The 23757-nt window shown below is 71.0% G+C and carries 21 protein-coding genes and 1 pseudogene; 15 read left to right on the top strand and 7 right to left on the bottom strand.

Annotated elements, in window-relative coordinates; all coding sequences use genetic code 11:
- Positions 1-78 precede the first annotated feature (78 nt).
- Positions 79-1269, bottom strand: coding sequence for an acyltransferase (locus DI272_RS00505; RefSeq protein WP_109493162.1), 1191 nt, complete (start codon positions 1267-1269; stop codon positions 79-81).
- 306 nt (positions 1270-1575) lie between these two features.
- Here DI272_RS00505 and DI272_RS00500 point away from each other — a divergent pair.
- From DI272_RS00500 to DI272_RS00475, 6 genes and pseudogenes are all read left to right on the top strand, one after another.
- Positions 1576-1890: pseudogene (locus tag DI272_RS00500) on the top strand (BlaI/MecI/CopY family transcriptional regulator); the annotation flags it as partial.
- Between the two features lie 6 nt (positions 1891-1896).
- Positions 1897-2829: a M56 family metallopeptidase gene (locus tag DI272_RS00495; protein WP_109493160.1), complete on the top strand. Its 933-nt coding sequence runs from the start codon at positions 1897-1899 to the stop codon at positions 2827-2829.
- Positions 2830-3165: 336 nt separating this feature from the next.
- A complete protein-coding gene (locus tag DI272_RS00490; RefSeq protein WP_109493159.1) occupies positions 3166-4503 on the top strand; it encodes a hemolysin family protein in 1338 nt (445 codons plus the stop codon).
- Complete coding sequence (locus DI272_RS00485) at positions 4500-5519, top strand: hemolysin family protein (RefSeq protein ID WP_109493158.1); 1020 nt, start codon at positions 4500-4502, stop codon at positions 5517-5519. Before DI272_RS00490 ends, DI272_RS00485 begins: the two co-directional genes overlap by 4 nt.
- Before the next feature lie 109 nt (positions 5520-5628).
- On the top strand, positions 5629-6237 hold the full coding sequence (locus DI272_RS00480; RefSeq protein WP_181387494.1) for a YdeI family protein: 609 nt from the start codon (positions 5629-5631) through the stop codon (positions 6235-6237).
- A 173-nt stretch (positions 6238-6410) separates the two neighbouring features.
- Entirely contained in the window at positions 6411-6872 is a 462-nt protein-coding gene (locus tag DI272_RS00475) for a cell envelope biogenesis protein OmpA (RefSeq protein WP_309221693.1), read from the top strand.
- Between the two features lie 38 nt (positions 6873-6910).
- Here the strand turns inward: DI272_RS00475 and DI272_RS00470 are convergent, their stop codons facing one another.
- On the bottom strand, positions 6911-7819 hold the full coding sequence (locus tag DI272_RS00470; RefSeq protein ID WP_109493156.1) for a squalene/phytoene synthase family protein: 909 nt from the start codon (positions 7817-7819) through the stop codon (positions 6911-6913).
- Positions 7820-7984: 165 nt separating this feature from the next.
- On the opposite strand from DI272_RS00470, the gene DI272_RS00465 reads away from it, so the two are divergent.
- From DI272_RS00465 to DI272_RS00450, 4 genes are all read left to right on the top strand, one after another.
- Positions 7985-8542 carry a PadR family transcriptional regulator gene (locus DI272_RS00465; RefSeq protein ID WP_109493155.1) on the top strand — a complete coding sequence of 186 codons (558 nt, stop codon included), beginning with the start codon at positions 7985-7987 and terminating at the stop codon, positions 8540-8542.
- Between the two features lie 75 nt (positions 8543-8617).
- Positions 8618-10342, top strand: a complete 1725-nt coding sequence (locus tag DI272_RS00460; RefSeq protein WP_109493154.1) for an acyl-CoA dehydrogenase family protein — start codon at positions 8618-8620, stop codon at positions 10340-10342.
- Between the two features lie 159 nt (positions 10343-10501).
- Positions 10502-11752, top strand: coding sequence for an MFS transporter (locus DI272_RS00455; RefSeq protein ID WP_181387038.1), 1251 nt, complete (start codon positions 10502-10504; stop codon positions 11750-11752).
- Between the two features lie 273 nt (positions 11753-12025).
- Positions 12026-12766 carry a calcium-binding protein gene (locus tag DI272_RS00450; RefSeq protein WP_109493152.1) on the top strand — a complete coding sequence of 247 codons (741 nt, stop codon included), beginning with the start codon at positions 12026-12028 and terminating at the stop codon, positions 12764-12766.
- 30 nt (positions 12767-12796) lie between these two features.
- Here DI272_RS00450 and DI272_RS00445 read toward each other — a convergent pair whose 3' ends face one another.
- Positions 12797-13303: a MarR family winged helix-turn-helix transcriptional regulator gene (locus tag DI272_RS00445; protein ID WP_258314400.1), complete on the bottom strand. Its 507-nt coding sequence runs from the start codon at positions 13301-13303 to the stop codon at positions 12797-12799.
- 170 nt (positions 13304-13473) lie between these two features.
- Between DI272_RS00445 and DI272_RS00440 the strand changes: the two genes are divergently transcribed.
- Together DI272_RS00440 and DI272_RS00435 are read left to right on the top strand one after the other, a co-directional pair.
- Positions 13474-14904 carry a DHA2 family efflux MFS transporter permease subunit gene (locus DI272_RS00440; RefSeq protein WP_109493151.1) on the top strand — a complete coding sequence of 477 codons (1431 nt, stop codon included), beginning with the start codon at positions 13474-13476 and terminating at the stop codon, positions 14902-14904.
- A gap of 133 nt (positions 14905-15037) precedes the next feature.
- Positions 15038-16546 (top strand): DUF4246 domain-containing protein, encoded by a 1509-nt coding sequence (locus tag DI272_RS00435; protein ID WP_109493150.1) that lies wholly within the window; start codon positions 15038-15040, stop codon positions 16544-16546.
- Positions 16547-16668: 122 nt separating this feature from the next.
- Here DI272_RS00435 and DI272_RS00430 read toward each other — a convergent pair whose 3' ends face one another.
- Both DI272_RS00430 and DI272_RS00425 read right to left on the bottom strand, forming a co-directional pair.
- A complete protein-coding gene (locus DI272_RS00430) occupies positions 16669-17352 on the bottom strand; it encodes an NUDIX domain-containing protein (RefSeq protein WP_109493149.1) in 684 nt (227 codons plus the stop codon).
- Entirely contained in the window at positions 17349-17732 is a 384-nt protein-coding gene (locus DI272_RS00425; protein WP_181387037.1) for a DUF4406 domain-containing protein, read from the bottom strand. The genes DI272_RS00430 and DI272_RS00425 overlap by 4 nt, the downstream gene beginning before the upstream one ends.
- Positions 17733-17781: 49 nt before the next feature.
- Between DI272_RS00425 and DI272_RS00420 the strand changes: the two genes are divergently transcribed.
- Positions 17782-18540 carry a DeoR/GlpR family DNA-binding transcription regulator gene (locus DI272_RS00420; RefSeq protein ID WP_109493148.1) on the top strand — a complete coding sequence of 253 codons (759 nt, stop codon included), beginning with the start codon at positions 17782-17784 and terminating at the stop codon, positions 18538-18540.
- A 35-nt stretch (positions 18541-18575) separates the two neighbouring features.
- On the opposite strand, the gene DI272_RS00415 is transcribed toward DI272_RS00420, so the two are convergent.
- Positions 18576-19562: an AraC family transcriptional regulator gene (locus DI272_RS00415; RefSeq protein WP_109493147.1), complete on the bottom strand. Its 987-nt coding sequence runs from the start codon at positions 19560-19562 to the stop codon at positions 18576-18578.
- A 193-nt stretch (positions 19563-19755) separates the two neighbouring features.
- On the opposite strand from DI272_RS00415, the gene DI272_RS00410 reads away from it, so the two are divergent.
- Both DI272_RS00410 and DI272_RS00405 read left to right on the top strand, forming a co-directional pair.
- Positions 19756-20076: an ANTAR domain-containing protein gene (locus tag DI272_RS00410; protein ID WP_109493146.1), complete on the top strand. Its 321-nt coding sequence runs from the start codon at positions 19756-19758 to the stop codon at positions 20074-20076.
- A 361-nt stretch (positions 20077-20437) separates the two neighbouring features.
- Positions 20438-22582, top strand: a complete 2145-nt coding sequence (locus tag DI272_RS00405; RefSeq protein WP_181387036.1) for a LamG domain-containing protein — start codon at positions 20438-20440, stop codon at positions 22580-22582.
- Positions 22583-22711: 129 nt separating this feature from the next.
- On the opposite strand, the gene DI272_RS00400 is transcribed toward DI272_RS00405, so the two are convergent.
- On the bottom strand, positions 22712-23734 hold the full coding sequence (locus tag DI272_RS00400) for an LLM class flavin-dependent oxidoreductase (protein WP_109493144.1): 1023 nt from the start codon (positions 23732-23734) through the stop codon (positions 22712-22714).
- Positions 23735-23757 lie beyond the last annotated feature (23 nt).

The following is a 23757-nucleotide window of genomic DNA, read 5'->3' as shown; positions in this document are numbered from 1 at the left end:
CGCGGAACACTCGGGCGAGAGCGCGGCCAAACCTGACGGCCGGGCCTGCCGGCGGCGGCCTCGGAGGCCCTGCCGCCGTCAGGTCCGGTGCCGGCGGGCCCGGCGCAGGAAGGGCCGTTCGACGAGGTGGTACGACAGCAGGGCCATCGCCAGGGTCAGCACCACCGTGGCCGACAGCAGCCCCTCCTTCACGTCGAGGGAGGCCAGCAGCCGCACGACGGGGTAGTGCCACAGATAGATGCCGTAGCTGAGATTGCGTCCGGTCCAGGCGAGCGGCGCGAACCCCAGCAGACGGGACAGCAGGCCGTCGGGCCGCAGTTCGAGCCCTGCGACCAGGGTGGCCGACACCACCGCCACGCCGAGGATGCCGACCGTGTACCAGAGGGCGGTCCAGACACCGGCGTCCCCGGTCACCGGTACCTTCCACGCCACGAGCGCCAGGACGGCGAGGGCGGGCACGGCGAGCCGTCCGGCCCAGGTGCGCAGCAGCGCCAGCCGCGGGTCGTCGGTGCGCAGCCGCGCCAGGGCCACGGCGACCAGGGCGCCGGCCAGCAGTTCGTCGGCGCGGGTGTCGGTGCCGTTGTAGATGCGGTGCACCGCGTCCGGGTTCCACAGCAGGCAGCGCCACAGGAAGGGCAGCACGCACAGCGCGGCGGTGCAGATCAGGACCGTACGGGGCCGCAGGCGGCGCAGCAGGAACAGCAGCAGGATCGGCCACAGCAGATAGAACTGTTCCTCCACACCCAGCGACCAGGTGTGCGCAAGGGGGCCGCCGGAGTACGACCCGAATTCCGCGGCCCTGAAGACGTTCGTCAGGAAGGTCGCCGCGAGGCCCACCGCCTGCCAGGAGCCGTCGAAGCTCCACAGCGAGGTCGTCGTCTGCAGCACCACGCAGACCGCGCACAGGACCAGCAGCGCGGGGACGAGCCGTAGCCACCGGCGCCGGTAGAAGGGGAGCAGGGCGAGGGAGCCGGTGCGGGAGTACTCGACGAGCAGCAGGCGGGTGATGACGAAGCCGCTGATGGTGAAGAAGACGTCGACGGCGATCGAGCCGCCCGGGACCAGGGAGTGGTCGACGTGGTAGACGAGCACCAGGGCGACCGCGAGGGTGCGCAGCCCGTCCAGTCCGTCGACCCGGCCGCTGCGCAGGGGCGCGGAGGGGAAACCCCGGCGGACACCTGGTGCCGCCGGGGCCGTGTGTCTCCGGCCGCTGACCGCCGTGTCCGTCTCGGCCGCTTCCCCGGCTGTCGCATCCGATGCCTTGACCATGAACGAGACCGCTTCCCACCTGCCGACTGTTTCCGGTAACTCGGTGCACCTGTCCGCAAAGCACGATCACATTCCTGTCTGTCCCCCACCTGTACGCATCCCAGGGCGAGCCCATGAAGCGACGGTGAGCCCGCCGTGGCGCGTCCTGCACCGCGCGGGCCTCGGCCTTGAGGGCGCGGGCCGACCTGCCCGCGGGACGGGCGAGGCCGGGCAGGTTCTCGGCGTCGTGGATGTCGGTGCCGGTGGTCGTCCGTACGTCCCGGCCCCAGGCCCAAATGTTGTAGATGCCGTCGTGGGTGGGGTGGTGAACTCGGGCGACCCGCGTCGGTGGGCTGGGTGCAGCAACGGCTGGGCGGGGATCTCGCCTCGACGACGGTGATCACGATCCTGACCCGGCTGCTGGCGAAGGGTGTCGTGACGCGGGAACGGGCGGGCCGGTCCGTCGCCTGGACGCCCGCCTCCGACGAGGCGGGTCTGGCCGCGCACCGGATGCGCCGGGTGCTGGACGCGGAGCGCGACCGGGGCGCGGTGCCGGCCGGCTCTGTCACCGGCCTCGGCCCGGACGGCGAACGTCTGCTGCGCGAACTGCTGGATCACTCCCGGAGCGAGAGGGAAGACTGACGCCTCATGGGGGTCTTCGTCTTTCTTCCGCTGGTCCTGCCGCTCAGTGCCTGGCCGATCGCGCGCCTGGCCGAGCAGCGGCTGCACCCCCGCACGGCGACCCGGCTGCTGACCGGCGTGGCCGCGGTCATGGCGGTGTGCAGCACGGTGTGCCTGGGCCTGGTGATGGTGGTCGGCACCGCCCAACTGCCCGGCAATCCGCTGCCGGACGGCTGGTCGGACCCGGAGGTGCGTGCGGCGGTCCCGTACGACGAGATCGTCGGCCGGGCGGCCATTCCCGCGCTCTGCGTGGTGCTGGCGACCTGCGGGCGGACCGTGTGGCGGCACGGCCGGGTGCGCCGCCGCGCCCACCGCGCGCTGGCCGGGCTGCCGGGTGATGAGGTGGTGGTCCTGCCCGACGAACTGCCGTACGCGTACGCGCTCCCGGACCGCCGACGGAACCGGATCGTGGTGACCACCGCCCTGCTGGACTGCCTCGAACCGGCCGAGCGGCGCGCCCTGTTCGCCCATGAGCGGGCCCATCTGGCCGGCCGGCACCACCGGTTCCTGCTCGCCGTCCAACTGGCCGCGCGCGCCAACCCGTTCCTGCACCCCCTGCGTACGGCCGTCTCCTACACGGCGGAACGCTGGGCGGACGAAGAGGCGGCCGAGGCCGTCGGCAGCCGCCGGACCGTGGCGATCGCGATCGGCAAGGCGGCCCTGGTCTCCCGGGGGAGTCCGTCGGCCACGCTGGCGGGGTTCGCGGTCGCGGGGCCGGTACCGCGCCGGGTGGCGGCCCTGCTCGGAGCCGCCCCCGTGACACGCCGCTGGCCGTCGCTGTTCACGCCGGTGGGTCTCGCGGCATGGGTGGCGGCGGCGGGTACGGCCCTGTCGGCGATGTCGTCCGCGAACTCCGCGGTGACGATGGTCCTCATCCTGCACGCGGCGACACCTCTCTGAGTCGCGCGGGACAGCTCACGGCACGGCGCAGCGGCAGGACCGTGAGCGGCGCGAAGCGGCCTGAGGCGGAGATGGACCGGCCGGTCCAGGCACGGGAAGAGGTCGGACGGGCCGGAGCCGACAACGCGGTCCCCGGCCGGGGAAAGTCCGAGATCCGCCGCGGTGAGCCGTCCCGGAGGCGCGGGGAACCGGGATGTGGCCAGAATCGTTCTACGAGTCCGACCATGAAAGAGGAGCACCAGCCTTGTCCGCCAGATCGACGGACCCCTCGGGGCACAGTCCCCGACCTCCCCGCCAGGTCATTCCTGAGCACGGCACGCGGCGGGGTGGTGTCCGGTGAGTGCCGTGGAAGCCTGGCTCGGTGTGCTGGCCGTGCTCGTCCTGACGGCGGGTACGGGCTATTTCGTCGCCCAGGAGTTCGCGTACGTCTCCGCCGACCGGCTCGCTCTCGGGCGTGCGGCCGAGGCGGGGGACCGCAAGGCCGCCCGCGCGCTGAAGGTGCTGGAGCGGCTGTCGTTCATGCTCTCCGGTGCCCAGCTCGGCATCACCGTGACCGGTCTGGTCGTCGGCTTCATCGCCGAGCCGTCGGTGTCCGCGCTGCTCAGGCCGGTGCTGTCCGGTCTGGGCATCCCCGATGGAGCTGTCAGCGGCATCTCGGTCGTGCTCGCCTTCGTCGGTGCGACCGTCGTCCAGATGGTGCTGGGCGAGCTGGCGCCGAAGAACCTGGCCATCGCCGTCCCGGAGCGGCTGGCCAAGTCGCTGGCCGCCTCCACCCTCGCGTACCTCAAGGTCGTCGGCCCGCTCGTGCGCGTCTTCGACGGCGCGGCGAACACGCTGCTGCGCAAGGTCGGTATCGAGCCCGTCGAGGAGCTGCACCACGGCGCGACCCTGGAGGAGCTCGGCCATCTGATCGGCGAGTCCCACGAGCAGGGCCAGTTGCCGGGCGGCACCGCGGCCCTGCTGGACCACGCGCTGGAGTTCTCCGACCGGACCCTGGACGAGGTCATGGTGCCGCGCGCCGACTCCGTCTTCGTCCGCAAGGACGCGAGCGCCGCCGAAGCCGTCGACATCATCGGCAAGCACGGCCACTCCAACTACCCGGTCCTCGGCGACCACCCGGACGACGTCACCGGAGTCCTCGGGGTGCGGGAGCTGATGCGGCTGCCCGCCGACCGGATGACCGGGACGACCGCGGGGGCCCTGGCCCGCCGCCCGTTGCTGCTGCCCGACACCCTGTCCCTGCCGGACGCGGTGGAGCAGATGCGGGCCTCGGACGACGAGTTCGCCGTGGTCCTCGACGAGCACGGCGGCGTGGCCGGCATCGTCACCTACGAGGACATCGCCGAGGAACTGGTAGGTGACATCGCCGACGAGTCCGACACCGTCACCGAGATCGCCGTCGAGGACGGGGCCGGCTGGCTGGTGGACGCCGGCCGCCGCCTCGACGAGGTCGCCGAGGCCACCGGCATCGAACTGCCCGAGGAGGAGGACTACGACACCGTGGCGGGCCTGATCGTCGACCGGCTCGGCCGCTTCCCGGCCGTCGGCGACCGCCTCACCGTGGACCTGCCGGACGGAGGCCGCGTGGTCATCGACGTACGGACGCTGGACCGGCATGTGCCGGAGCGCGTCCGCCTGGAGCGACGGACCGAACGGGCGGAGGAGCAGGCATGAGCTTTCCGACGGCACTCTTCGTCACCGTCCTGCTGCTGATCGGCAGCGGCTTCTTCGTCGCCGCCGAGTTCGCGCTGGTCGCGGCGAAGCGGCACCGCATGGAGAAGGCCGCCGCCGAGGGCACGCGCGGAGCGAAGGCGGCCCTGGCCGGGATGCGTGAGTTGTCGCTGATGCTGGCCGGCGCCCAACTCGGCATCACCGTCTGCACCTTGGGCCTGGGCTCGGTGTCCAAGCCGGCGATCTCGCACGAACTCGACCCGCTGCTGCGCGACCTCGGCCTGCCCGGCGCGCTCAGCTACGGCATCGCCTTCGCCGTGGCGATGACCGTGGTCGTGTTCCTGCACATGGTGGTCGGCGAGATGGCCCCCAAGTCCTGGGCCATCGCCCACCCGGAGCGCTCGGCGATGCTCCTCGCTCCGCCCTTCCGGGGCGTGGTGAAAGCGGTCCGCCCGCTGATCTGGGTGCTCAACCGGGTGAGCAACGGTCTCGTACGGCTGTGCCGGGTCACCCCGCGCGACGAGTTGGCCTCCGTCCACAACCGCGAACAGCTCACCCACCTGGTCGAGGAGTCCGAGCGGCTCGGCCTGATCAGCAAGGACGACTCCGAGCTGATCACCAACTCGCTGACCGAGCCCGAGACCCCGGTCGGTGAGCTCCAGGTCCCGGCCGTCGAGATCACCTCCGTGCCGGCGGGTGCGGGCCTCGACGAGATCCTGAGCCGGGCCGCCGCGCACGACCGCAGCCGTCTCCTGGTCCGCGACGGCGATCTCGTCGTCGGCTCGGTCCACGCCCGCGACGCCCTGATCGCCCGCGGGCGCGGCCGTACCGCCACCGCCCGCGAACTCGCCCGCCCGGTACCGGAACTGACCGCGCACGACACCGTCGGCCACGCCATCGAGCAGCTCCGCCGCCGCCGTGCGTCCCTGGCCGTGGTACGCGGGCAGGACGACCGTCTCGCCGGCCTGGTCACCCTGGACGACCTGCTGGCCAGACTGCTGCATCGGCAGACGGCATGAGACGGACCGCACGAGACGGCCCGCATGACGCGGACCCTGTACGAGGCGGACGGCGGGCACTCGCTCAGTTCCCGGGCGGCTCGTACTCGAACTTGTGCCCGAATGGGTGATGGGCGTGGGCCGTCTGTGGTTTGCTGCTGACGTGGCTCAGGAACTGGAGATCGTCACCTTCGCGTCCGCCGAGGCATTCGAGGCCTGGCTCGGCGAGAATCACGGCGTCTCGCCCGGCATCTGGCTCAGGCTGCGGAAGAAGGGCCCCGGCATCGTGGCGCTGGACTACGCCCAAGCGCTCGACGTGGCCCTCTGCTACGGCTGGATCGACGGCCAGAAGGCCAAGGCCGACGAGGGATGGTGGCTGCAACGGTTCACGCCGCGCAGGCCCAGGAGCAAATGGTCCAAGATCAACCGGGACAAGGTGACCGCGCTGATCGAGCAGGGCCGGATGCGTCCACCGGGGCAGGCCGAGGTCGACCGGGCCAAGGCCGACGGTCGCTGGGAGGCGGCTTACGAGGGCGGCAGGACCGCCGGCGTGCCGGACGATCTCGCGGCTGCCCTGGCCGCGGACCCGGCCGCGGCGGCGTTCTTCGAGACACTGGACCGCCAGAACCGCTACGCGATCCTGTACCGGATCCAGGACGCCAAGAAGGCCGAGACCCGAGCGCGCCGGATCGCGACGTACGTCGCGATGCTGGCCAAGGGCGAGAAACTGCACCCCTGAACCGAGGTTCGTACGGCATCGACGGCGGCTGCCCGGTCGGTTCGGCAACGGGCCGGCGCGCGGGGCGAGCCGCCTTGTCAGTGGTGGACGCCAGAATGTACACAAGCAAGATCACTACCGCGCCCGAACGGGTGAGCGGTGTCGTGGCCATCCCTGAGGAAAGAACCGTGCCGATGCTCCTCGCCGCCCGCCCCATCCCGTCCCACGCGCCCCGACCGCTCGACGGACCCCGCGCCGTGCCCGCCCCGAGCCGCGGTGGCCTCGACGGTGCCGAGTCCGTGACCGTCGCCGAGGTCACCCGGCTGCGCGCCCCCTCCCCGCCGCGCCGTCCGGACCCGGGCGCCCCGCCCGGGACACGCGTGTCCGACGTGCTGCGCATCATCGGGGACTCACGCACACCGGTCTTCGTCACGGTCCACGCCAACCGGCCGGTCCGGTACGGCTATTGGCTCCCGGCCGGGGGCGTCGGCGGCGGCTGTTACGTGGCCCTGCCGACGGCCGTGTGCGAGGAGCTGCGTGCGGCCGGACGGATCGTGCTGGGCGAGCCCGTGGTCGACCCGCTGAAGACGACGTACCGGGTCGGGTTGGCGGCGCCTTCGAGACAGGCGGACGCACACCGGCGTCGGGCGGCCTGAGACGGAGCCGGGCGGGCGGCGCCTCGGACCGGGGGAGTTCAGCGCCTTCGGCGGGCCGTCCGACGGGCGCGCAGCACGGCGCGCAGCGAGCCCGCCATCGGCGGTGACACGGACCCGCGCAGCAGCCGGGCACCGCGTGCGAGCGCGGCGTCCGCGGTCAGCAGCTCGATGTCGATGACCGCCTCCAAGAGGACTCCGCTGGGGTTCGAGGTCAGCACGGGCAGCGCCTTGGCCGCCAGCAAAGAGGCGCGGGCTGTCTCGATCTCATGCTCCACCAGTGCCTGCACGCCCGGAGATTCACGCCGGTGCGCGAGGTCCTCCACCGTCACCGAGAAGCGTTCCAGTGTCTGCGCCGGGATGCCCGGCCGCCCTTCCACCAGGTCCTCGGCGAGGTCGTTGACGAAGTCCAGCCGCTGGCTGCCGTCGATGAACACCCGGCATCCCGCCCGGAAGGCTTCCGCGTCGTCCTCCGGACCCAGCAGGGACGCCACCAGCATGAAGGCGGGCAGCACATAGGCGTCCACATAGGCCTGGTAGTCGGCCTCGGTGGCGAAGCCGGTGAACTCCAACTCGGCCGTGGCGGTGCACAGATACCGCTCCACCACTTCGTGGAGCCGCGGGAACGCCGTCGTCGTGTGCAGCAGCGTGCGGATCAGCGGATCGTCGCTCACCCCGCTGTCCAGCGCCTTGCGGATCTCCTGCTCCCACGACGTCCAGGCCGCGAGGCGCTGCGGCTTCGCGCCGGTGTCCAGCAGGTCGTCCCCGTGATGCATCACCGCCGTCGCCGCGATCACATGGGGCAGGACCGCCTTCGGCAGCAGGAGACGGGCCGCGAGATAGGAGGCACGCCGGTAGTGGGCCACGTACGTGCGCTGCGTGGTGTAGTCCCGCCGCAACGCCGGTTCGCGGATGCCCGCGGCATCCAGGGTGTCGTTCCACGCGCTCACATGCTGATCGTAGGGGGCAGGCGGAGCGGCGGTGCGAGCGGGCGATCCGCACTGCTCCGGCCCCCACCGTGAGCGGGGCGGTGACGTGTGCCATCCGCACCGCGTGAGGCGTGTCTCACCACAACAAGGTTGCTATGCAACGAGGTGCATAGCAGCATCGGGGTCATGGCGCTCGACCATGCGATCCTCGTGTCCCTGCTGGAGAAGCCGGGCTCCGGCTATGAGCTGGCCCGCCGCTTCGAACGCTCCATCGGGTACTTCTGGACCGCCACCCACCAGCAGATCTACCGCGTGCTCAAGCGCATGGAAGCCGACGGCTGGGTGGACGTGAAGGACGTGGCGCAGTACGGGCGTCCGGACAAGAAGGAGTACTCCGTCGCCGGGCCCGGACGCGACGCGCTCTCCGCGTGGCTCCACGAACCGACCCAGCCCGAGAGCGTGCGGCACGACCTGGCGGTGAAGGTCAGAGGCGCCGCCTTCGACGATCCGGCCGTCCTGATCAGCGAGGTCGAGCGGCACCGCCGGGCGCACACGGACCGCCTCGCCCACTACCTCGCCGGCGAGACCCGCGACTTCGGTGAACTCCCTCCGGACGGCCCGCTCGACGCCGAACGGGAACTCCAGCACGTCGTGCTCCGCGGCGGCATCGCCTACGAGCGCATGATGATCGCCTGGCTCGACGACGTCCTCGCCACCCTCGCCCGCTTCGGCACCGGTCGCTGACCGGCCGCGCAGGCATCCCGGGCCCGCACCCGGTCCCGGATCCACCCTCACATTCCCAGCCGAAAGGCGGCACCCATGGCCGACGCGCTGCTCTTCAACCCGCGGACGTACGACCCCGCGCACTTCGACCCGGAGACGCGCAGGCTGCTGCGCGCCACCGTCGACTGGTTCGAGGAACGCGGCAAGCGCCGGCTGATCGAGGACTACCGGACCCGCGCCTGGCTCGGCGACTTCCTCGCCTTCGCCGCCAAGGAAGGCCTGTTCGCGACCTTCCTGACGCCTGCCTCGGCCGCCGCTGAGGGAGAGGGCGACAAGCGCTGGGACACCGCCCGCATCGCCGCCCTCAACGAGATCCTCGGTTTCTACGGCCTGGACTACTGGTACGCCTGGCAGGTCACCATCCTCGGCCTCGGCCCCGTCTGGCAGAGCGACAACCCCGCCGCCCGTGCCCGCGCCGCCGAACTGCTCGCCCAGGGCGAGGTGTTCGCCTTCGGTCTGTCCGAGAAGGCACACGGAGCCGACATCTACTCCACCGACATGCTCCTGGAGCCCGACGGCAGCGGCGGCTTCAGGGCCACCGGCTCCAAGTACTACATCGGCAACGGCAACGCCGCCGGGCTCGTCTCCGTCTTCGGCCGCCGCACCGACGTCGAAGGCCCCGACGGCTACGTCTTCTTCGCCGCCGACAGCCGCCACCCCGACTACCACCTGGTGAAGAACGTCGTCGACTCCTCCAAGTTCGTCAGCGAGTTCCGCCTGGAGAACTACCCCGTGGCGTCCGAAGACGTCCTGCACACCGGTCGCGCCGCCTTCGACGCCGCCCTCAACACCGTCAACGTCGGCAAGTTCAACCTGTGCACCGCCTCGATCGGCATCTGCGAGCACGCGATGTACGAGGCCGTGACGCACGCGCAGAACCGCATTCTCTACGGCCGTCCCGTCACCGCCTTCCCGCACGTACGGCGTGAGTTGACCGACGCCTACGTCCGGCTCGTCGGCATGAAATTGTTCAGCGACCGCGCGGTGGACTACTTCCGCACCGCGGGCCCCGACGACCGCCGCTACCTCCTCTTCAACCCGATGACGAAGATGAAGGTGACCACCGAGGGCGAGAAGGTCATCGACCTGATGTGGGACGTGATCGCCGCCAAGGGCTTCGAGAAGGACAACTACTTCGCCCAGGCCGCCGTCGAGATCCGCGGCCTGCCGAAGCTGGAGGGGACCGTCCACGTCAACCTCGCCCTGATCCTCAAGTTCATGCGCAACCACCTCCTGGAGCCGGTCCCGTACGAGCCCGTCCCCACCCGCCTCGACGCGGCCGACGACGACTTCCTCTTCCGCCAGGGCCCGGCCCGCGGTCTGGGCTCGGTGCGGTTCCACGACTGGCGTCCGGCCTTCGACGCCTACGCCCACCTGCCCAACGTCACGCGTTTCCGCGAACAGGCCGACGCGCTCTGCGAGTTCGTCCGCACGGCCGCTCCTGGCGAGGAGCAGAGCCGGGACCTCGACCTGCTCCTCGCCGTCGGGCAGCTCTTCGCACTCGTCGTCCACGGCCAGCTGGTTCTGGAGCAGGCCGCCCTGACGCGCCTCGACGAGGATGTGCTCGACGAGTTGTTCGCCGTCCTCGTCCGGGACTTCTCCGCACACGCCGTCGAACTGCACGGCAAGGACTCCGCGACCGGGGAGCAGCAGCGCTGGGCGCTCGGAGCGGTCCGACGCCCGGCTGTCGACGGCGAGCGTGCACAGCGTGTCTGGCAGCGCGTCGAGGCACTGTCGGCGGCGTACGAGATGATGCCCTGAACCCGCCGTGGAACCGCCTGCGGGCACCGCGGGACGGGCCGGTCCCGCAGGCGGTCGGCGGCCCACCTCGGCCCGGCGCAAATCCGGATGACCGAGAGGGCGGGATCTTCCTAGGATCGGACGCCGCACTTCCCGTCCTTCCCTCCCGATCGGCCGCTCATGAGATCCCTGATTCCCGCTGTGCTGCGCGAAGAGCCGCAGTTCGCCCGCCTGTTCATCGGGCAGTCCCTGTCGGTTCTGGGGGACCGGGTGTCCTTCGTGGCGGTGCCCTTCGCCGTGCTCTCGGTGGGCGGGTCCGCCGCCGACGTCGGGGCGGTGGCGGCGGCGGGACTGCTGCCGACGCTTCTGTTCACCTTGGTGGGCGGTGTCTGGGCGGACCGTTTCCGGCGCCATCGCATCATGCTCGTGTCCGACGTGGTGCGGTGCGTCGTGCAAGGCATCGCCGCGGTACTGCTGCTGACCGGCGTCGCCGCCGTAACCCATCTCGTGCTGCTGATGATCGTGTTCGGGACCGCGGACGCCTTCTTCATGCCGGCTTCGACGGGCCTGATACCCCAGGTCGTCGGGCCCGACCGGCTGCGGGAGGCGAACGCCCTGCGCGGATTCGTGCGGTCGGCCGGGCTGGTGCTGGGGCCGGCTCTCGCCGGCGGCCTGGTCCTGCTGGCCGGTGCCGGCGGCGCCCTGGCCCTGGATGCCGTGACCTTCGCGGTCAGCGCCGCGTTCCTGGCCCGGCTGCGGCCCCGGACGACGGCGGCCGAGACGCCGGAGCCCGGCACCGGCACCGCGACGGCGTTCCTGGGGGAGTTGCGTGCGGGCTGGATCCACGTGCGCAGCCGTCCCTGGGTGTGGTCCGGAATGGCGGCCATCTCGGTGTACCACGTCGTCGTGCTGCCGTCGGTGTTCGTACTGGGACCGGTGCTGGCCGAGAAGGAGTGGGGCGGTGCCGCGAGCTGGTCGGCGGTCACCGCGGGCTTCGGGATCGGCGCCGTCGTCGGTGACATCACCGCGTACCGGTTGGCCGCCCGGCGCCCCATGGCGATCGGCGCCGCGGCCCTCGCCGTGGCGTCCTGCCAGGCGGTCATCATCGGATCGGGGGCACCACTCGCCCTGATCGTGACGCTCGAGGCGGTCACCGGGGTCGCCGTCTCCGTCTTCTTCGTCACGTGGGACACCGCGCTGCAGACACATGTGCCGGAAGACGTCCTGTCCCGTGTGAGCTCCTACGACTATCTGCTGTCGTCGGGCCTCATGCCGCTCGGGCTCGCGGTCGCCGGCCCGGTGTCCGAGGTGCTCGGCGTCCGGCCCACGCTGTACGCGATGACGGCCCTCGCCGTCCCCGCTGCTCTCGCGCTGCTGTGTGTCCCGGACGTACGGCGCCTCCCGGCCCGGCCGACGCCGGTTGCTCCCTGAACGGGCGCTCGGCGGGGCCGCCGAAGCAGGGCAACGTTCGGGCCGGTTCGGTGGTCGTAGGAGGAGACATGGACCGGTCTGCTGTGCCTGCCGCCGACCGCCCTTGACCGGACCGTGGTCGGCGGCACGCCGTGTTCCCGTGGAGGAATGATGAGTCTGTATGTCGCGCCGATGGGCGAGAGACAACCCGGCGGGCGAGAGGACTGCCCGCCCGTCCGCGGCGCCCACGCCTCGTGGCGCCGGCCCGTCCGGAAGGCGACGGGGCGCGGAGCCGTGGTGGGAGCCGTTGCCGTTGTGCTGGTGGGGACCCCGGCCGGTGCCGTATCCGGTGCCCCGGCCACCGAGCCGGTGGTCAGCGGTGCGGTGGTCAACTCCGGGCATGACGTCATCGTGGGGATCACGCGCGATGTGGTGTTCCCGGTCACGGTCACCGGATCGGACGACTCCGGACTGGCCTTCGTCGATGTGGACCTGAAGGGGCCGCACGGAGGCTTCTACACCACCGACGCCTTCTGCGAGAGCCCCACGGCCTGCACGACGGTCTTCACGGTCAACGCCCATCCGGCTCCCGGCAGTGACGACCCGGTGGACCTGGCCAACGCCAACGCGGGAACCTGGGCGGTGGACGCCCTGGTCGACGCGGTCGACGGCGACACCGTGTTCGCCCCCGGGGCGGGGTCGTTCGCTCTCAAGCGGGCCGCGCGACTGACCGTCAACGCGGCCCCGGAACCGGTGGCCAAGGGCGCGCGCATCACCGTCACCGGCAAGCTGGTGCGGGCCAACTGGGACACCTACAGGTACGCGGGATACGCGGGCCGGGCGGTGAAACTGCAGTTCCGCCCCAAGGGCAGCAGCACCTACACCACGGTGGCCACGGTGAACACCAGCAGCACGGGCACCCTGCGCACCACCGTCAAGGCGGTCAGGGACGGCTACTGGCGCTGGAACTTCACCGGCTCGACCACCACCGGGCCCGCCAAGGCGGCCGGCGACTACGTCGAGGTCCGCCCCTGAGAGTGCCTCGGGCTGTGCCGTGGCGACGGCCTACCGCGGCCGGGACCGTCCCTGGTGCGGTGCGTCCTGTGCCGCACCGGCGGGGCGGGGGTGCTTCGGGGCGGCGTCGACCGTGTCGCGGATGCGGGCCAGCAAGGTGCGCAGAACGGCGCGGTCCTCGGCGGTGAGAGCTCCGGTGGCCGTGCTCAGGGCCTCCCGGTCCAGGTCCTCCGCCTCTTGGTGGCAGGAGCGGCCCGCGTCGGTGAGAGCGAGCAGATGGGCGCGACGGTCGGTGGGGTGCGGCAGCCGTACCACCAGGCCGTCCCGCTCCAGGGCGTCCACCAGGCTGGTCGCGGTGCGGGCGGCGATGCCCAGCATGTCGCTGAGGTCGCGCATCCGCATCGGCTCGGCGGTGTGGGCGAGGAAGCGCAGGGCACGCAGCCGTGCCACGGAGGTGCCCTTCTCGGCCAGCCGTCCGTCGACGTAGGACCGCAGTCGGTGGGTGGTGGCGAACATCTCGTCGACCAATGGATCACTGCTGCCCGGTACGTCCCTCACCGTGGCGCCCCCGTTCTCGTCGGCATGTCTTCCTCGGCCACAACCGCCGTGCGCCGCGTGTCCGTTCCTACCGCATGCGGGCGCCGGGCCGTCGGGCGACCGGCCGTCCTGCGCGCGGTGAACGGCCTCCAGGAAATAATGACGTTACTCAAACTGAGTATGCTCAGCATGTGTCCGTACGCCTCAACCAGCGCATCGTCGTTCCCGTCGTCTGTGTGGTCACCGCGTTCATGTCCATCGTGGACGGAGCCGGGACCACGGTCGCCCTGCCCTCCATCGGAAGGGACTTCGGGCTCGCCACCGCCGGCCTCGATGCCGTCGTCGTGGTCTACCCCGTCTGCGTCGGCCTGGCCGTCCCGGTCTCGGCATGGCTCGGGGACCGCTTCGGCGGCCGGAGCACGGTACTCGTCTCGTTCGCCGTCTTCACCCTCGCCTCCGGGCTCTGCGGCGCGGCCGGGTCGCTCGGCGAACTCGTCGCCTGGCGTGCCCTCCAGGGCCTGGCGGCCGGCATTCTGCTGCCCGTCACCGCAGCCCTGCTCTACCGCACCTTCAGCCTGTCCGAGCAGGTCAAGGTCTCCCGGTACATGATCATCCCGCAGCAGGTGGCGCCCGCCCTCGCCCCGATGGGAGCGGGCTGGCTCGTCGACCACCTGTCGTGGCGCTGGGTGTTCTACGCCAACCTCCCCATCGGCGCCGCGGTCCTGGTCTTCGGGCTGCTCTTCCTCGACCGGCACCGCGACCACGTCCCCGGCCGCCTCGACGTGCCGGGCCTGGTGCTCACCGCGTTCGGCACCGCGGGGCTGATGTTCGGCGTCAGCGAGGGCGCGGAGATGGGCTGGGGGAGTCCGCTGGTGATGGCCGGACTGATCGGCGGCGCGACCCTGCTGGGCGCGGCCGTGGTGGTCGAGCTGCGGGTGCCCGAACCCGCCCTGCGGGTCCGCCTCTTCACCGACCGGCTCTTCCGCGACACCAACATCACCGCCTTCATCGGCTTCATCGGCTTCATGGGGGCGATGTTCCTCGGCCCGCTCTTCCTCCAGGAGGGCCTGGGCCTGAGCGCGTGGGAGTCCGGGTCCGCCACCTTCTCCGAGGCACTCGGTGTGCTGCTCACCGTCCAGCTCGTCGGACCGCTCTACGCGAGAATCGGCCCGCGCCGTATCGCGGGCTGCGGCCTGCTCGGGGTGGCACTGGTGCTGGTCGCTTTCTCCCGGCTGGACGCCGCGTCCTCGCTCTGGGAGTTCCGGGTGTTGATGTTCCTGCTCGGCGCGGCCATGGGCGGGGTGTTCATGCCCACGACGGTCGCCTCGTTCACGGCCATCGCCAAGGCGGACGTCTCGCACGCCTCCACCCTCAACACCGTCGTACGGCAGGCCGCCAACGCCGCCGCCCCGGCGGTGGTCACCGTCGTGCTGGCCTCGGCCACCGCGGTCGGCACGGGCCCCGAGGCCCATCCGCCCCTCTCCGCCTTCCAGCACGCCTACTTGGTGCTCGCGGCCGTCTCCGCGCTCGCCGCGCTCTTCGCCTTCACCATGCCGGACCGCGCGGCCCGCATCGCCGCCTCGGCGCAGCCGGCCACCCGGCGCGAGGCGGTCGACGCCTGACCGCGCGTCCTGGTGACGCGCCGTCGATCACCCCTGCTGTCCAACGGCCGTGGACCGTTGGCGACCACGGCTGTGTCAGTCCCCTCAAGTATTCTTCCGGCCACCACTCAACCCACGGGGAAGACTCAGAGAATTGACTGACCTGTCCACTTTTCCGCTGCCCTTTCAAGCTTCCCGTTCCATAGGGATCGCGACCCCCCGAACACTGCGGGAACTCCAGATGATGGAGTGCAGCTCACAGATTCGGTCGAAGCCGCGGTGGTTCGACAAGATGAACGACGCCGAGATCGCCGCCAGGTGGACCCGGGAGGCGATCGCCCAGGGCCTGACCGAAGCGCAGGTCCGTTACGTGCTGGACGAGCTGCGCCATTACGCCGCGCTCCGCGACGCACGCACCGGCATCGAGGTCTCCGCCGTGGACGGAGTGTGGCAGTCGGACACCCTCATCGACGACCAGCTCGGTTCGCGGCTGCGCGAGGCGGTACGGCCGCTGGAACAGGTCCCCGAGGCGGAAAGGGACTGGCACCCCGGATCGGACGGCCTCGTACTGGATCTGGTCCATCCCTCACTGTTCTGCTTGGTACGGGACGTCAGCGGCGCACCCGAGCGGGCTTGGCGCAATCCGACGGACCGATTCTCGAAGTACGAATTCTCGGAGAAGTTCCAGTGGCTGCCGACGGACGTGGACGTCAGCGAGGACGGCGCTGTCGCCTTCCGGTCCTACGTCAACAATGTCCATCCCGAGGCCCATCGCGAACTCGTCTCCGTGCTGCCGGAGTTGTTCGCGCGTTTCCGCCCGCTCTGGGAGAACGTACTGACCGACCTGCGTCATCCGCGACCGCTGCGGATCAAGGCCGATCCGTACGGGTGGTACGACTCGGAGCCGGAGCAGCCGGAAGAGTCCTCCTACAGCGACGAGGAGGCGTACGCCGAAGCCGTCGAGGCATGGGAGGAGACGTACGACGACTGGTGGGAGAACCGTCGCCCGGTCATTCCGGACGCCCCCGCCTTCACCCCGCCCCGGACGCCCGACGACTCCTCCCGCGTCGACCTGCGCGGCCGCTCGCTCCAGGTCATCGTCAAGATTGCCGCCATTCACCTCACGCCGGAGAAACCTGAATACCCCGGTGGCTCCTGGCATGTCGAAGGCATGCTGAACGAGCGGATCGTCTCGACCGGCATCTATTACTGGGACAGCGAGAACATCACCGAGAGCCGCCTGAGTTTCCGGACGGCTCTCGACAACCCGAGCTACGAGCAGAACGACAACAACGGGGTACGTGAGGTCTACGGCCTGGAGGACGAAGACGCACTGAACCAGGTCCTGGGATCGGCGTCGACCCCGGCAGGCCGCTGCCTGGCCTTCCCGAACATCCTGCAACACCGCGTCGGTTCGTTCCGCCTCGCGGACCCGACCCGCCCCGGATATCGCAAGATTCTCGCGTTCTTCCTGGTGGATCCGTCGGAAACGATCGTCTCGACGTCCGACGTGCCCCCGCAGCAGCCGTGGTCCGCCTCCTCGACCATGACGCTTGAACAGGCCAAGGCGTACCGCGAACAGCTCATGCAGGAACGCAAGTTCTTCGTCGACGAGCACAACGAGCAGCTCTACGAACGGGAATTCTCCCTCTGCGAGCATTGAGCCCTTTCTCGGCTCCCCGCGTGCCGGGTCCCATCGGAGCGCCGCCCCCCGACCGGGGTGGCGCTCCGCTGCGTGGCACGGACCGGGCGACGGTGAGCACATACTCGACGACTTCCTGTAGGTCAGCCGGCGACGGCGACCGCGCCGGGGGCGAACGGCCCGTCCAGGGCCGCCCATTGCAGGAGCAGGATGGTCTTGCCGTCGGTGATGCGGCCGTCACGGGTCATGGCGAGGGCTTCCGCGAAGGGGAGTTCGAGGACCTCGATGTCCTCGCCGTCCTCCTCGAGTCCGCCGCCGGTACCGGTTCGGTCGTCCGGTGTGTAGGGGGCGGCGAAGAAGTGCAGGCGTTCGGTGACGGAGCCGGGACTCATGTAGGCGTCGAGGACGTGGGTGAGCCGGCCGAGGGTCACGCCGAGTTCCTCGGCGCTCTCGCGGCGGATGGCGGTGGGCGCGTCGTCGGCGTCGAGCAACCCCGCCGCCGCTTCCACGAGCATGCCGTCGGGATGGCCGTTGACGTAGGCCGGGTAGCGGAACTGGCGGATCAGCAGGACGCGCCCGCGCGCGGTGTCGTAGGGCAGGACGACGGCACCGTTGCCGCGGTCGTAGGTCTCGCGTGTCTGGGTCTCCCAGCGTCCGTCGCGGCGGCGGTAGTCGAAGGTGGTGCGGCGCAGGACGTGCCAGCCCTGGGAGGTCAGCTCGACGTCGCGGATCACGACGTCGGGGTTGCGGTCCAGGTCGCGCCCGGCCCGGTCGAGGCCGGTGCGGCCGCGGTGGTCGGGCAGGTCGATGCCGGGGCGGGGTGTCACGGCTTCTCCTGCGGGGTGCGGCGGGGGATCTCGGTGATGTCGTGGTACACGGGCAGGCCGCGGTGGCGGGCGGTGGCGACGTCCTGGTCGGCTCCCGCCGAGTCGCCGGGCAGGCGCAGCACGGCGTCGCAATGGGCGAGCAGCCGGTCGGCGGTCGGGTAGAGGACCTCCTCGGCGAGGGGGTCGGTGGGCCCGGCGCCGGCGGAGCGCAGGACGGGCAGGGCGAGCCACTCCCCGATCACGGGGAGGTGGCCGGTGGCGAAGACGGGCCAGGCGGCCTCTTCGAGCCGGGCGAGGTTGGCGGCCATGGCCTGCGGATCGCCCTCGGTACCGGAACGGTAGGGCCCGGCGATCAGGATGAGCATCGGGTTGTCGGTCATGACGCGCTACGATACATGCAGAAACGTGCAAGAACGCGAAGGAGTGCGGATGCTGGCTGCTGAACGGCGTGATCACCTGCTCGGTCTGCTCGCGACCGAGGGCAAGATCATCGCCAAGGACGTCGCTGCGGAACTGGGGATCTCCGAGGACAGCGTGCGGCGCGATCTGCGCGAGCTCGCCGCCGAGGGACTGTGCCAACGGGTCTACGGCGGCGCACTGCCCGCTTCACCGGCGGTGGTGGACTATGCCGCCCGGCAGGCGGTGACGCCGGACGGCAAGCAGAAGGTCGCCTCGGTGGCCGCCGGGCTGGTGCCGGCCGGCGGCACGCTGATCCTCGACGGGGGCACCACCGCCCTCGCCGTCGCCCGCGCCCTTCCGCACGATCTCGCCTGCACCGTGATCACGCACAGCCCGACGATTGCCGCGGCCCTGCTCGACCATCCGCAGGCGGAGCTCTTCCTGCTCGGGGGCCGCATCTTCAAGCACTCGGCGGTGGCCTGCGGAGCCGCCGCGGTCGAGGCCGCGCAGAACATCTCCGCCGACCTCTGCCTGCTCGGCGTGACCGGCGTGCACCCCGAGGCGGGACTGACCACCGCAGACGCCGAGGAGGCGGCGATGAAGCGTGCCCTCGCCGCCCGGGCCGCGGACACGTACATCCTGGCCTCCTCCGAGAAGATCGGCACGGCCTCACGGTTCCGCGTCCTGCCCTGGGACAAGGTCAGCGGGCTGATCACCGACGCCGATCCCCACGACACGGTCGTCGAACAGCTCACGACGCTCGGCGTGGAGATCCTGACAGCCGACTGAAGACGGCACCCGGACACAGGTCGAGCCGGTCGGCGTCACGCCTTCTTCGCGGCGGCGGGCCCGGCGTCGTTGTTGAGGGTCACGGCGGGGTTGGTGCCGTAGGCGGCCCGGTACTGGGCGGCGAACCGGCCCGGGTGCAGGAAGCCCCAGCGGGCCGCCACCTCGGCCACGGTGACGTTGCCGTCCGGGTCGGCCGCCTGCAGATCCCGGTGCGCGTGGGTGAGCCGGGCCTGGCGCAGATAGGCCAGCGGTGTGGTGTCGAGGTGGCGGCGGAAGGCGTACTGGAGCGTGCGGATCGTGACGTGCACGGCGTCGGCGATGTCGGCCACCGTCAGGGGCTGGTCGGCGTGGTCGTCGATATAGGCGATGGCCCGCCTGAGGGTGGCGGGGTGCGCGTCGACGCGATCCCGGGTGGTGGCGTCGGTGCGCGCGGTGTGGGGAAAGGCCGCCAGGATGCTGGCGGCGAGCAACTGGCTGCCGGTCGAGAGGAGCAGCGGGTGCGACTCGACCTCGGGGTCGGACAGCACCTGGTCCCGCAGGTAGAAGATGGTGCTCTTGAGCCGGTCGGCCCCGGCCCGGGTGCGGGGACGGTGCCCGGTCAGCCGCACGGGCGCGCGCAGCGGACCGCCCTCGGTGGCGGCGACCAGGTTCAGCAGAGCGGGGTCGACCATCGTGATGTTGTAGCGGGCATTGCAGATGCGCCCCTCGTACGGCTCGTCGGGCGGGGCGAACAGCACCGTGTCACCGGGCCCGAAGTTGTCGTCCACACCGCGCAGGACGTGGTCCTGGACGGTCCCCTCGTGGACGACGCACAGGCAGATCTTGCCCAGCGGGCTCACGGAGTACGACATCTCGAAGTCGAGCTCGAGCTCGTCGATGCTGATCGACGGGGTGGCGTCGCGCCGTACCCGGGCCCGGCTGGACTGGGGCGTCGCGCTGCCGATGCGCATGTCGGCGTAGGCACGGCAGAGGAAGTCCTCCGTCACCTCGAGGTCGTCGCTTTCGAACAAGAGGGAGTCCATCCCCCCATCTTGGCAGTACGGGCACGGGCGACCGCAGGCGATGCGGCTGGCCGACCGTGGCGGCACGGGGGTGCGTTTCGTTCCGTGGACAGCCCCTGAACGATTGTTCGTTTACTGGACTTTCGCCGTCTTCCGAGGCGGGCAGATGTGATCCATACCGAATGTCCAGTCCGACCAGAGGGTTCACGTCACGATGCCAGAGCGCCTCGACAGCACTGACCGGATCGCGGCCCTGGAAGCGGAGGTCGCCCAGCTCCGCCAGGCGGTCGCCGCGCACGCCGTCATCGACCAGGCCCTGGGCGTGGTCGTCGCCTGCACCGGGGTACGCCCCGCCACCGCCTGGGAGATCCTGCGTGAGGTGTCTCAAGGCACCAACACCAAAATGCGGGAGATCGCGCAGCTCGTCGTCGACTGGCCGCACCGCCGAACCCTGCCGCCGGAGATCCGTGAGGCGCTGAACACGGCGGCACGCCGCAGAACCACGCAGTCATCTCCGCAGGTGGCGCGCCGCTGACCGCGGCCCCACCCCGGCGCATCCCCTTCGGTCACGTATGTCGGACGCGGCGGTCGATCCGCGAGACCGGCCTGCGCAATGGGTCTGCCCAGCACCGCCCTCGCCGCACGCCGCCCTCCTCGTTCCCGCCGTTCCGCCGCGCACGACCCCGGTCCGTCGGCCCGTTATGCCCACACGACGTTGCGCCTGCCGCTGTTCGCCACCCCATGACGGCTACCGTGCGGCGAACACCGCGGCCGGGGCCGGGACTTCGCGTGCCGGAGCGGGAAACCCGTTCGGCACTGTCAGTGCCGCCTGTTAGGTTCTGTTGGCTCGTGTGATCAACGAGCCTCAAGCGCGCACAGGGGAGGGCCAGTTGAAGATGTCGTGGAAAAGCGGCAGACGCAGAGGAGCGGTGGTGGGGGCCTGTGCGGCCGCGCTGCTGGCAGGCCTCACCGGCACGGCGCACGCCGTGGACAACCTGCCGCCGAACCAACCCCTCGTCGAGGATCTCCAGTCGGGCGGCAAGCCCTGCGCGACCGGTGACGACACCGTGTACGTACCGACTCCGCCCCGGCTGAGCGCCGTACTGTACGACCCGGAAGAGGACAACCAGCCCAGCGAGTCCAGCCCGCTCTCGGGCGAGTTCGAGGCATGGTGGAAGGACGCCGACGGGACGGAGCAACGCCGCTCCTACACCACCATCACCCTCACCTCGGGACAGCGTCAGTACTGGACGATGCCGAGCGACCTTCCGGCGAACACCGTCATCTCCTGGCACGTCCGCGCCAACGACGGCCAGGCCACCTCCACTTGGAGTGACGAGGGCGACGGCTCGGTCTGCTCGTTCGTCTACGACGACACCAGTCCCGAGCGGCCGACGATCAGCTCACCCGAGTACCCCACACCGGATGAGGTGTTCTGGGTGGACGGCGTCGGCGTCTGGGGCCACTTCACCGTCGACTCGCCCTCCGACGACGTGGTGTCGTACGTCTACAGCTTCCTCGGCGGCCCCAACGGCACCGTGACCGCCGACCAGCTCGGCGGCGCCGTGACCATCCCCTACCTGCCGCTGAGCGCCGGTCCCAAGTATCTGACGGTCCGCGCCATCGACCGGGCCGGCCGCAGCAGCACGACAACCCGGTACGAGTTCAATGTGCAATCCGGCCGGGCGCCCGTCGCCCGCTGGAAGCTGGACGACCCGGCGGGGTCGCGCACGGCGGCCGCCGAGACGGGCACGCCTGCGCGTGCGGGCAGTGGCGTCACCTTCGGCGGCTCTGCGCCCAGCGGCACCACGGCCGGCACCGCGGCAGCCCTCGACGGCAGCGGGCACGGCTTCCTCACCCCGGACGCCCCGGCTGCCGACCTCCGCAAGACCTTCGCCGTCAGCGCCTGGGTCCGGCCCGCCGAGACCGACCGCACCATGACCGTCGCCAGCCAGGACGCCGACGGGCGGCCCGGGTTCACCCTCGGACTGCGGCCCCAGGACTCCGGCCCTGTCTGGTCGTTCGTGATCGGAGGAGCGGGCGTGTCCGGTGGCGCCCCCGAGACGGGGGAGTGGGCCCACCTGCTGGGGATGTACGACGCCGAGACCGGCAAGGCCCACCTCTACGTCAACGGCCATGAGGCAGGAGAGGCGGTCGCGGCGACTCCCGCGGAAGCCGCCGGTGCCTTCCAGATCGGACGCGCGCGCGGCCCCGTCGGCTACCGTGACCGCTGGCACGGTGACGTCAGTGACGTACAGGTCCACGACCGTGTCGTCGTACCGGACGAGGTGACCGAACTGGCGCGGCGCAAGCCGAGCCTGCTGGGGCACTGGTCGCTGTCGAGCGTCACCGACGGCGCCAGCCCCGAGCAGTCCGGCGGCTCACCGCTGCAACTCGGCGAGGGAGCGTCGATCCACCGCGCGTCGCAGGACTCCTGCATCCCGGAGATCGACCCGGACTGCACCTATGTGCCGCCGCCGCTGGTCGGCGACGGACACCTGGCACTCGATGGTGACAGTGGCTACGCCACCGCCTCCGGGCCGGTGGTGGACACCGGTGACAGCTTCACCCTCGGTGCCGTGGTACGCCTCGCCGACTCCGAACCCACCCACCCCATGACCGTGCTCTCGCAGTCCGGGGAGCACACCGATGCCTTCAAGGTGCGTTACGACCCGTCCGCGCACAGCTGGCAGCTGGTGATGCCCGAGCGGGACGAGGCCGGAGCGCCGGAGAAGGTCGTTTCCCAGGTCACGGCTGCGGACGGAGGCGAGGGCCAGGGGCACCGGCTGACGGTGGTGTACGACGATGGCACCGACACCGTCAAGCTCTACCTCGACGGCTACACCAACGCCGCAGCGACCGCGACCCTGCCCGACGGCTGGCACAGCACCGGCGCCCTCCAGATCGGCCGGGGCAAGGTCGCAGACGGCTGGGGTGAGTACCTGCACGGCGACGTGGACGAGGTGCAGGCCTACGCCGGTGCCCTGCGGGACCAGGACATCGTGGGCCTCGGCGCGGAGACGAACCCCTGCCTGTGCTGACGTGCTCGCGCTGACCCTCTGAGCCCGCCCTGCGGACGGTCGACCGGATCAAACTTGCGTTCCGGCCGACCGCCCGCATGCCGGCCCAAGCCGGCTCACACCTTTCCCGTGTACAACGACCCGCTGGGCTCAGCGCCAGCCCAGTGCCGGAGCGACGTGGGTCAGGATGCTCTCGATCACGTGGGCGTTGTAGGCGACCCCGAGCTGGTTCGGCACGGTCAGGAGCAGGGTGTCGGCGGCGGCGATCGCTTCGTCCTCGGCGAGTTGCTTGACCAGTACGTCGGGCTCGGCGGCGTAGGAACGGCCGAAGACGGCGCGGGTGTTGGCGTCGAGGTAGCCGATCTGGTCCTTGGAGTTGCGCTCACGGCCGAAGTAGGCGCGGTCGCGGTCGTCGACCAGTGCGAAAATGCTGCGGCTGACCGACACCCGCGGCTCGCGGGTGTGCCCCGCCTCCCGCCAGACCGTGCGGTAGGTCTCGATCTGCTTGCGCTGCTGGACGTGCAGTGGTTCGCCGCTCTCGTCGTCCTTGAGGGTCGAGCTCTGCAGGTTCATCCCGAGCCGCGCCGCCCATGCCGCGGTGGCGTTCGAGCCGGAACCCCACCAGATGCGGTCCTTGAGACCTTCGGAGTGCGGCTCGATGCGCAGCAGCCCGGGTGGGTTGGAGAACATCGGCTGGGGGTCGGGCTCCGCGAACCCCTCGCCCGTGAGCACCTCAAGAAGCCGCTCGGTGTGGGCGCGGGCCATGTCGGCGTCGGTGGTGCCTTCGGACGGCAGGTGCCCGAAGTGCCGCCAGCCGTCGATGACCTGCTCCGGGGACCCCCGGCTGAGGCCGAGCTGGAGCCTGCCACCGGAGATCAGGTCCGCGGCGCCGGCGTCCTCGGCCATGTACAGGGGGTTCTCGTAGCGCATGTCGATCACGCCGGTGCCGATCTCGATCCGGCTGGTACGTGCGCCGATGGCGGCGAGCAGCGGGAACGGCGAGGCGTACTGTCGCGCGAAGTGATGGACGCGGAAGTACGCGCCGTCGGCGCCCAGCTCCTCCGCGGCGACCGCGAGGTCGATCGCCTGGAGGAGGGCGTCCCCGGCGGAGCGCGTCTGCGAGTGCGGCGATGGTGTCCAGTGTCCGAAGGACAGGAACCCGATCTTTTTCATACCGCTTTCAACAATCAAGGTCG

Origin of the sequence: Streptomyces sp. Act143, assembly GCF_003143935.1 — a bacterium.
In the GTDB taxonomy this organism is placed as follows: domain Bacteria; phylum Actinomycetota; class Actinomycetes; order Streptomycetales; family Streptomycetaceae; genus Streptomyces.
Note: the sequence above shows the minus strand (reverse complement) of the source record. Positions and strands in the feature narration are given on the sequence as shown.

Coding starts and splice junctions, on each gene's coding strand:
- DI272_RS00505 (WP_109493162.1), bottom strand. CDS start 1,269: ATGGTCAAGGCATCGGATGCGACAGCCGGGGAAGCGGCCGAGACGGAC.
- DI272_RS00495 (WP_109493160.1), top strand. CDS start 1,897: ATGGGGGTCTTCGTCTTTCTTCCGCTGGTCCTGCCGCTCAGTGCCTGG.
- DI272_RS00485 (WP_109493158.1), top strand. CDS start 4,500: ATGAGCTTTCCGACGGCACTCTTCGTCACCGTCCTGCTGCTGATCGGC.
- DI272_RS00480 (WP_181387494.1), top strand. CDS start 5,629: ATGGGCGTGGGCCGTCTGTGGTTTGCTGCTGACGTGGCTCAGGAACTG.
- DI272_RS00475 (WP_309221693.1), top strand. CDS start 6,411: ATGCTCCTCGCCGCCCGCCCCATCCCGTCCCACGCGCCCCGACCGCTC.
- DI272_RS00465 (WP_109493155.1), top strand. CDS start 7,985: ATGGCGCTCGACCATGCGATCCTCGTGTCCCTGCTGGAGAAGCCGGGC.
- DI272_RS00460 (WP_109493154.1), top strand. CDS start 8,618: ATGGCCGACGCGCTGCTCTTCAACCCGCGGACGTACGACCCCGCGCAC.
- DI272_RS00455 (WP_181387038.1), top strand. CDS start 10,502: ATGAGATCCCTGATTCCCGCTGTGCTGCGCGAAGAGCCGCAGTTCGCC.
- DI272_RS00425 (WP_181387037.1), bottom strand. CDS start 17,732: ATGACCGACAACCCGATGCTCATCCTGATCGCCGGGCCCTACCGTTCC.
- DI272_RS00420 (WP_109493148.1), top strand. CDS start 17,782: ATGCTGGCTGCTGAACGGCGTGATCACCTGCTCGGTCTGCTCGCGACC.
- DI272_RS00415 (WP_109493147.1), bottom strand. CDS start 19,562: ATGGACTCCCTCTTGTTCGAAAGCGACGACCTCGAGGTGACGGAGGAC.
- DI272_RS00410 (WP_109493146.1), top strand. CDS start 19,756: ATGCCAGAGCGCCTCGACAGCACTGACCGGATCGCGGCCCTGGAAGCG.
- DI272_RS00405 (WP_181387036.1), top strand. CDS start 20,438: ATGTCGTGGAAAAGCGGCAGACGCAGAGGAGCGGTGGTGGGGGCCTGT.
- DI272_RS00400 (WP_109493144.1), bottom strand. CDS start 23,734: ATGAAAAAGATCGGGTTCCTGTCCTTCGGACACTGGACACCATCGCCG.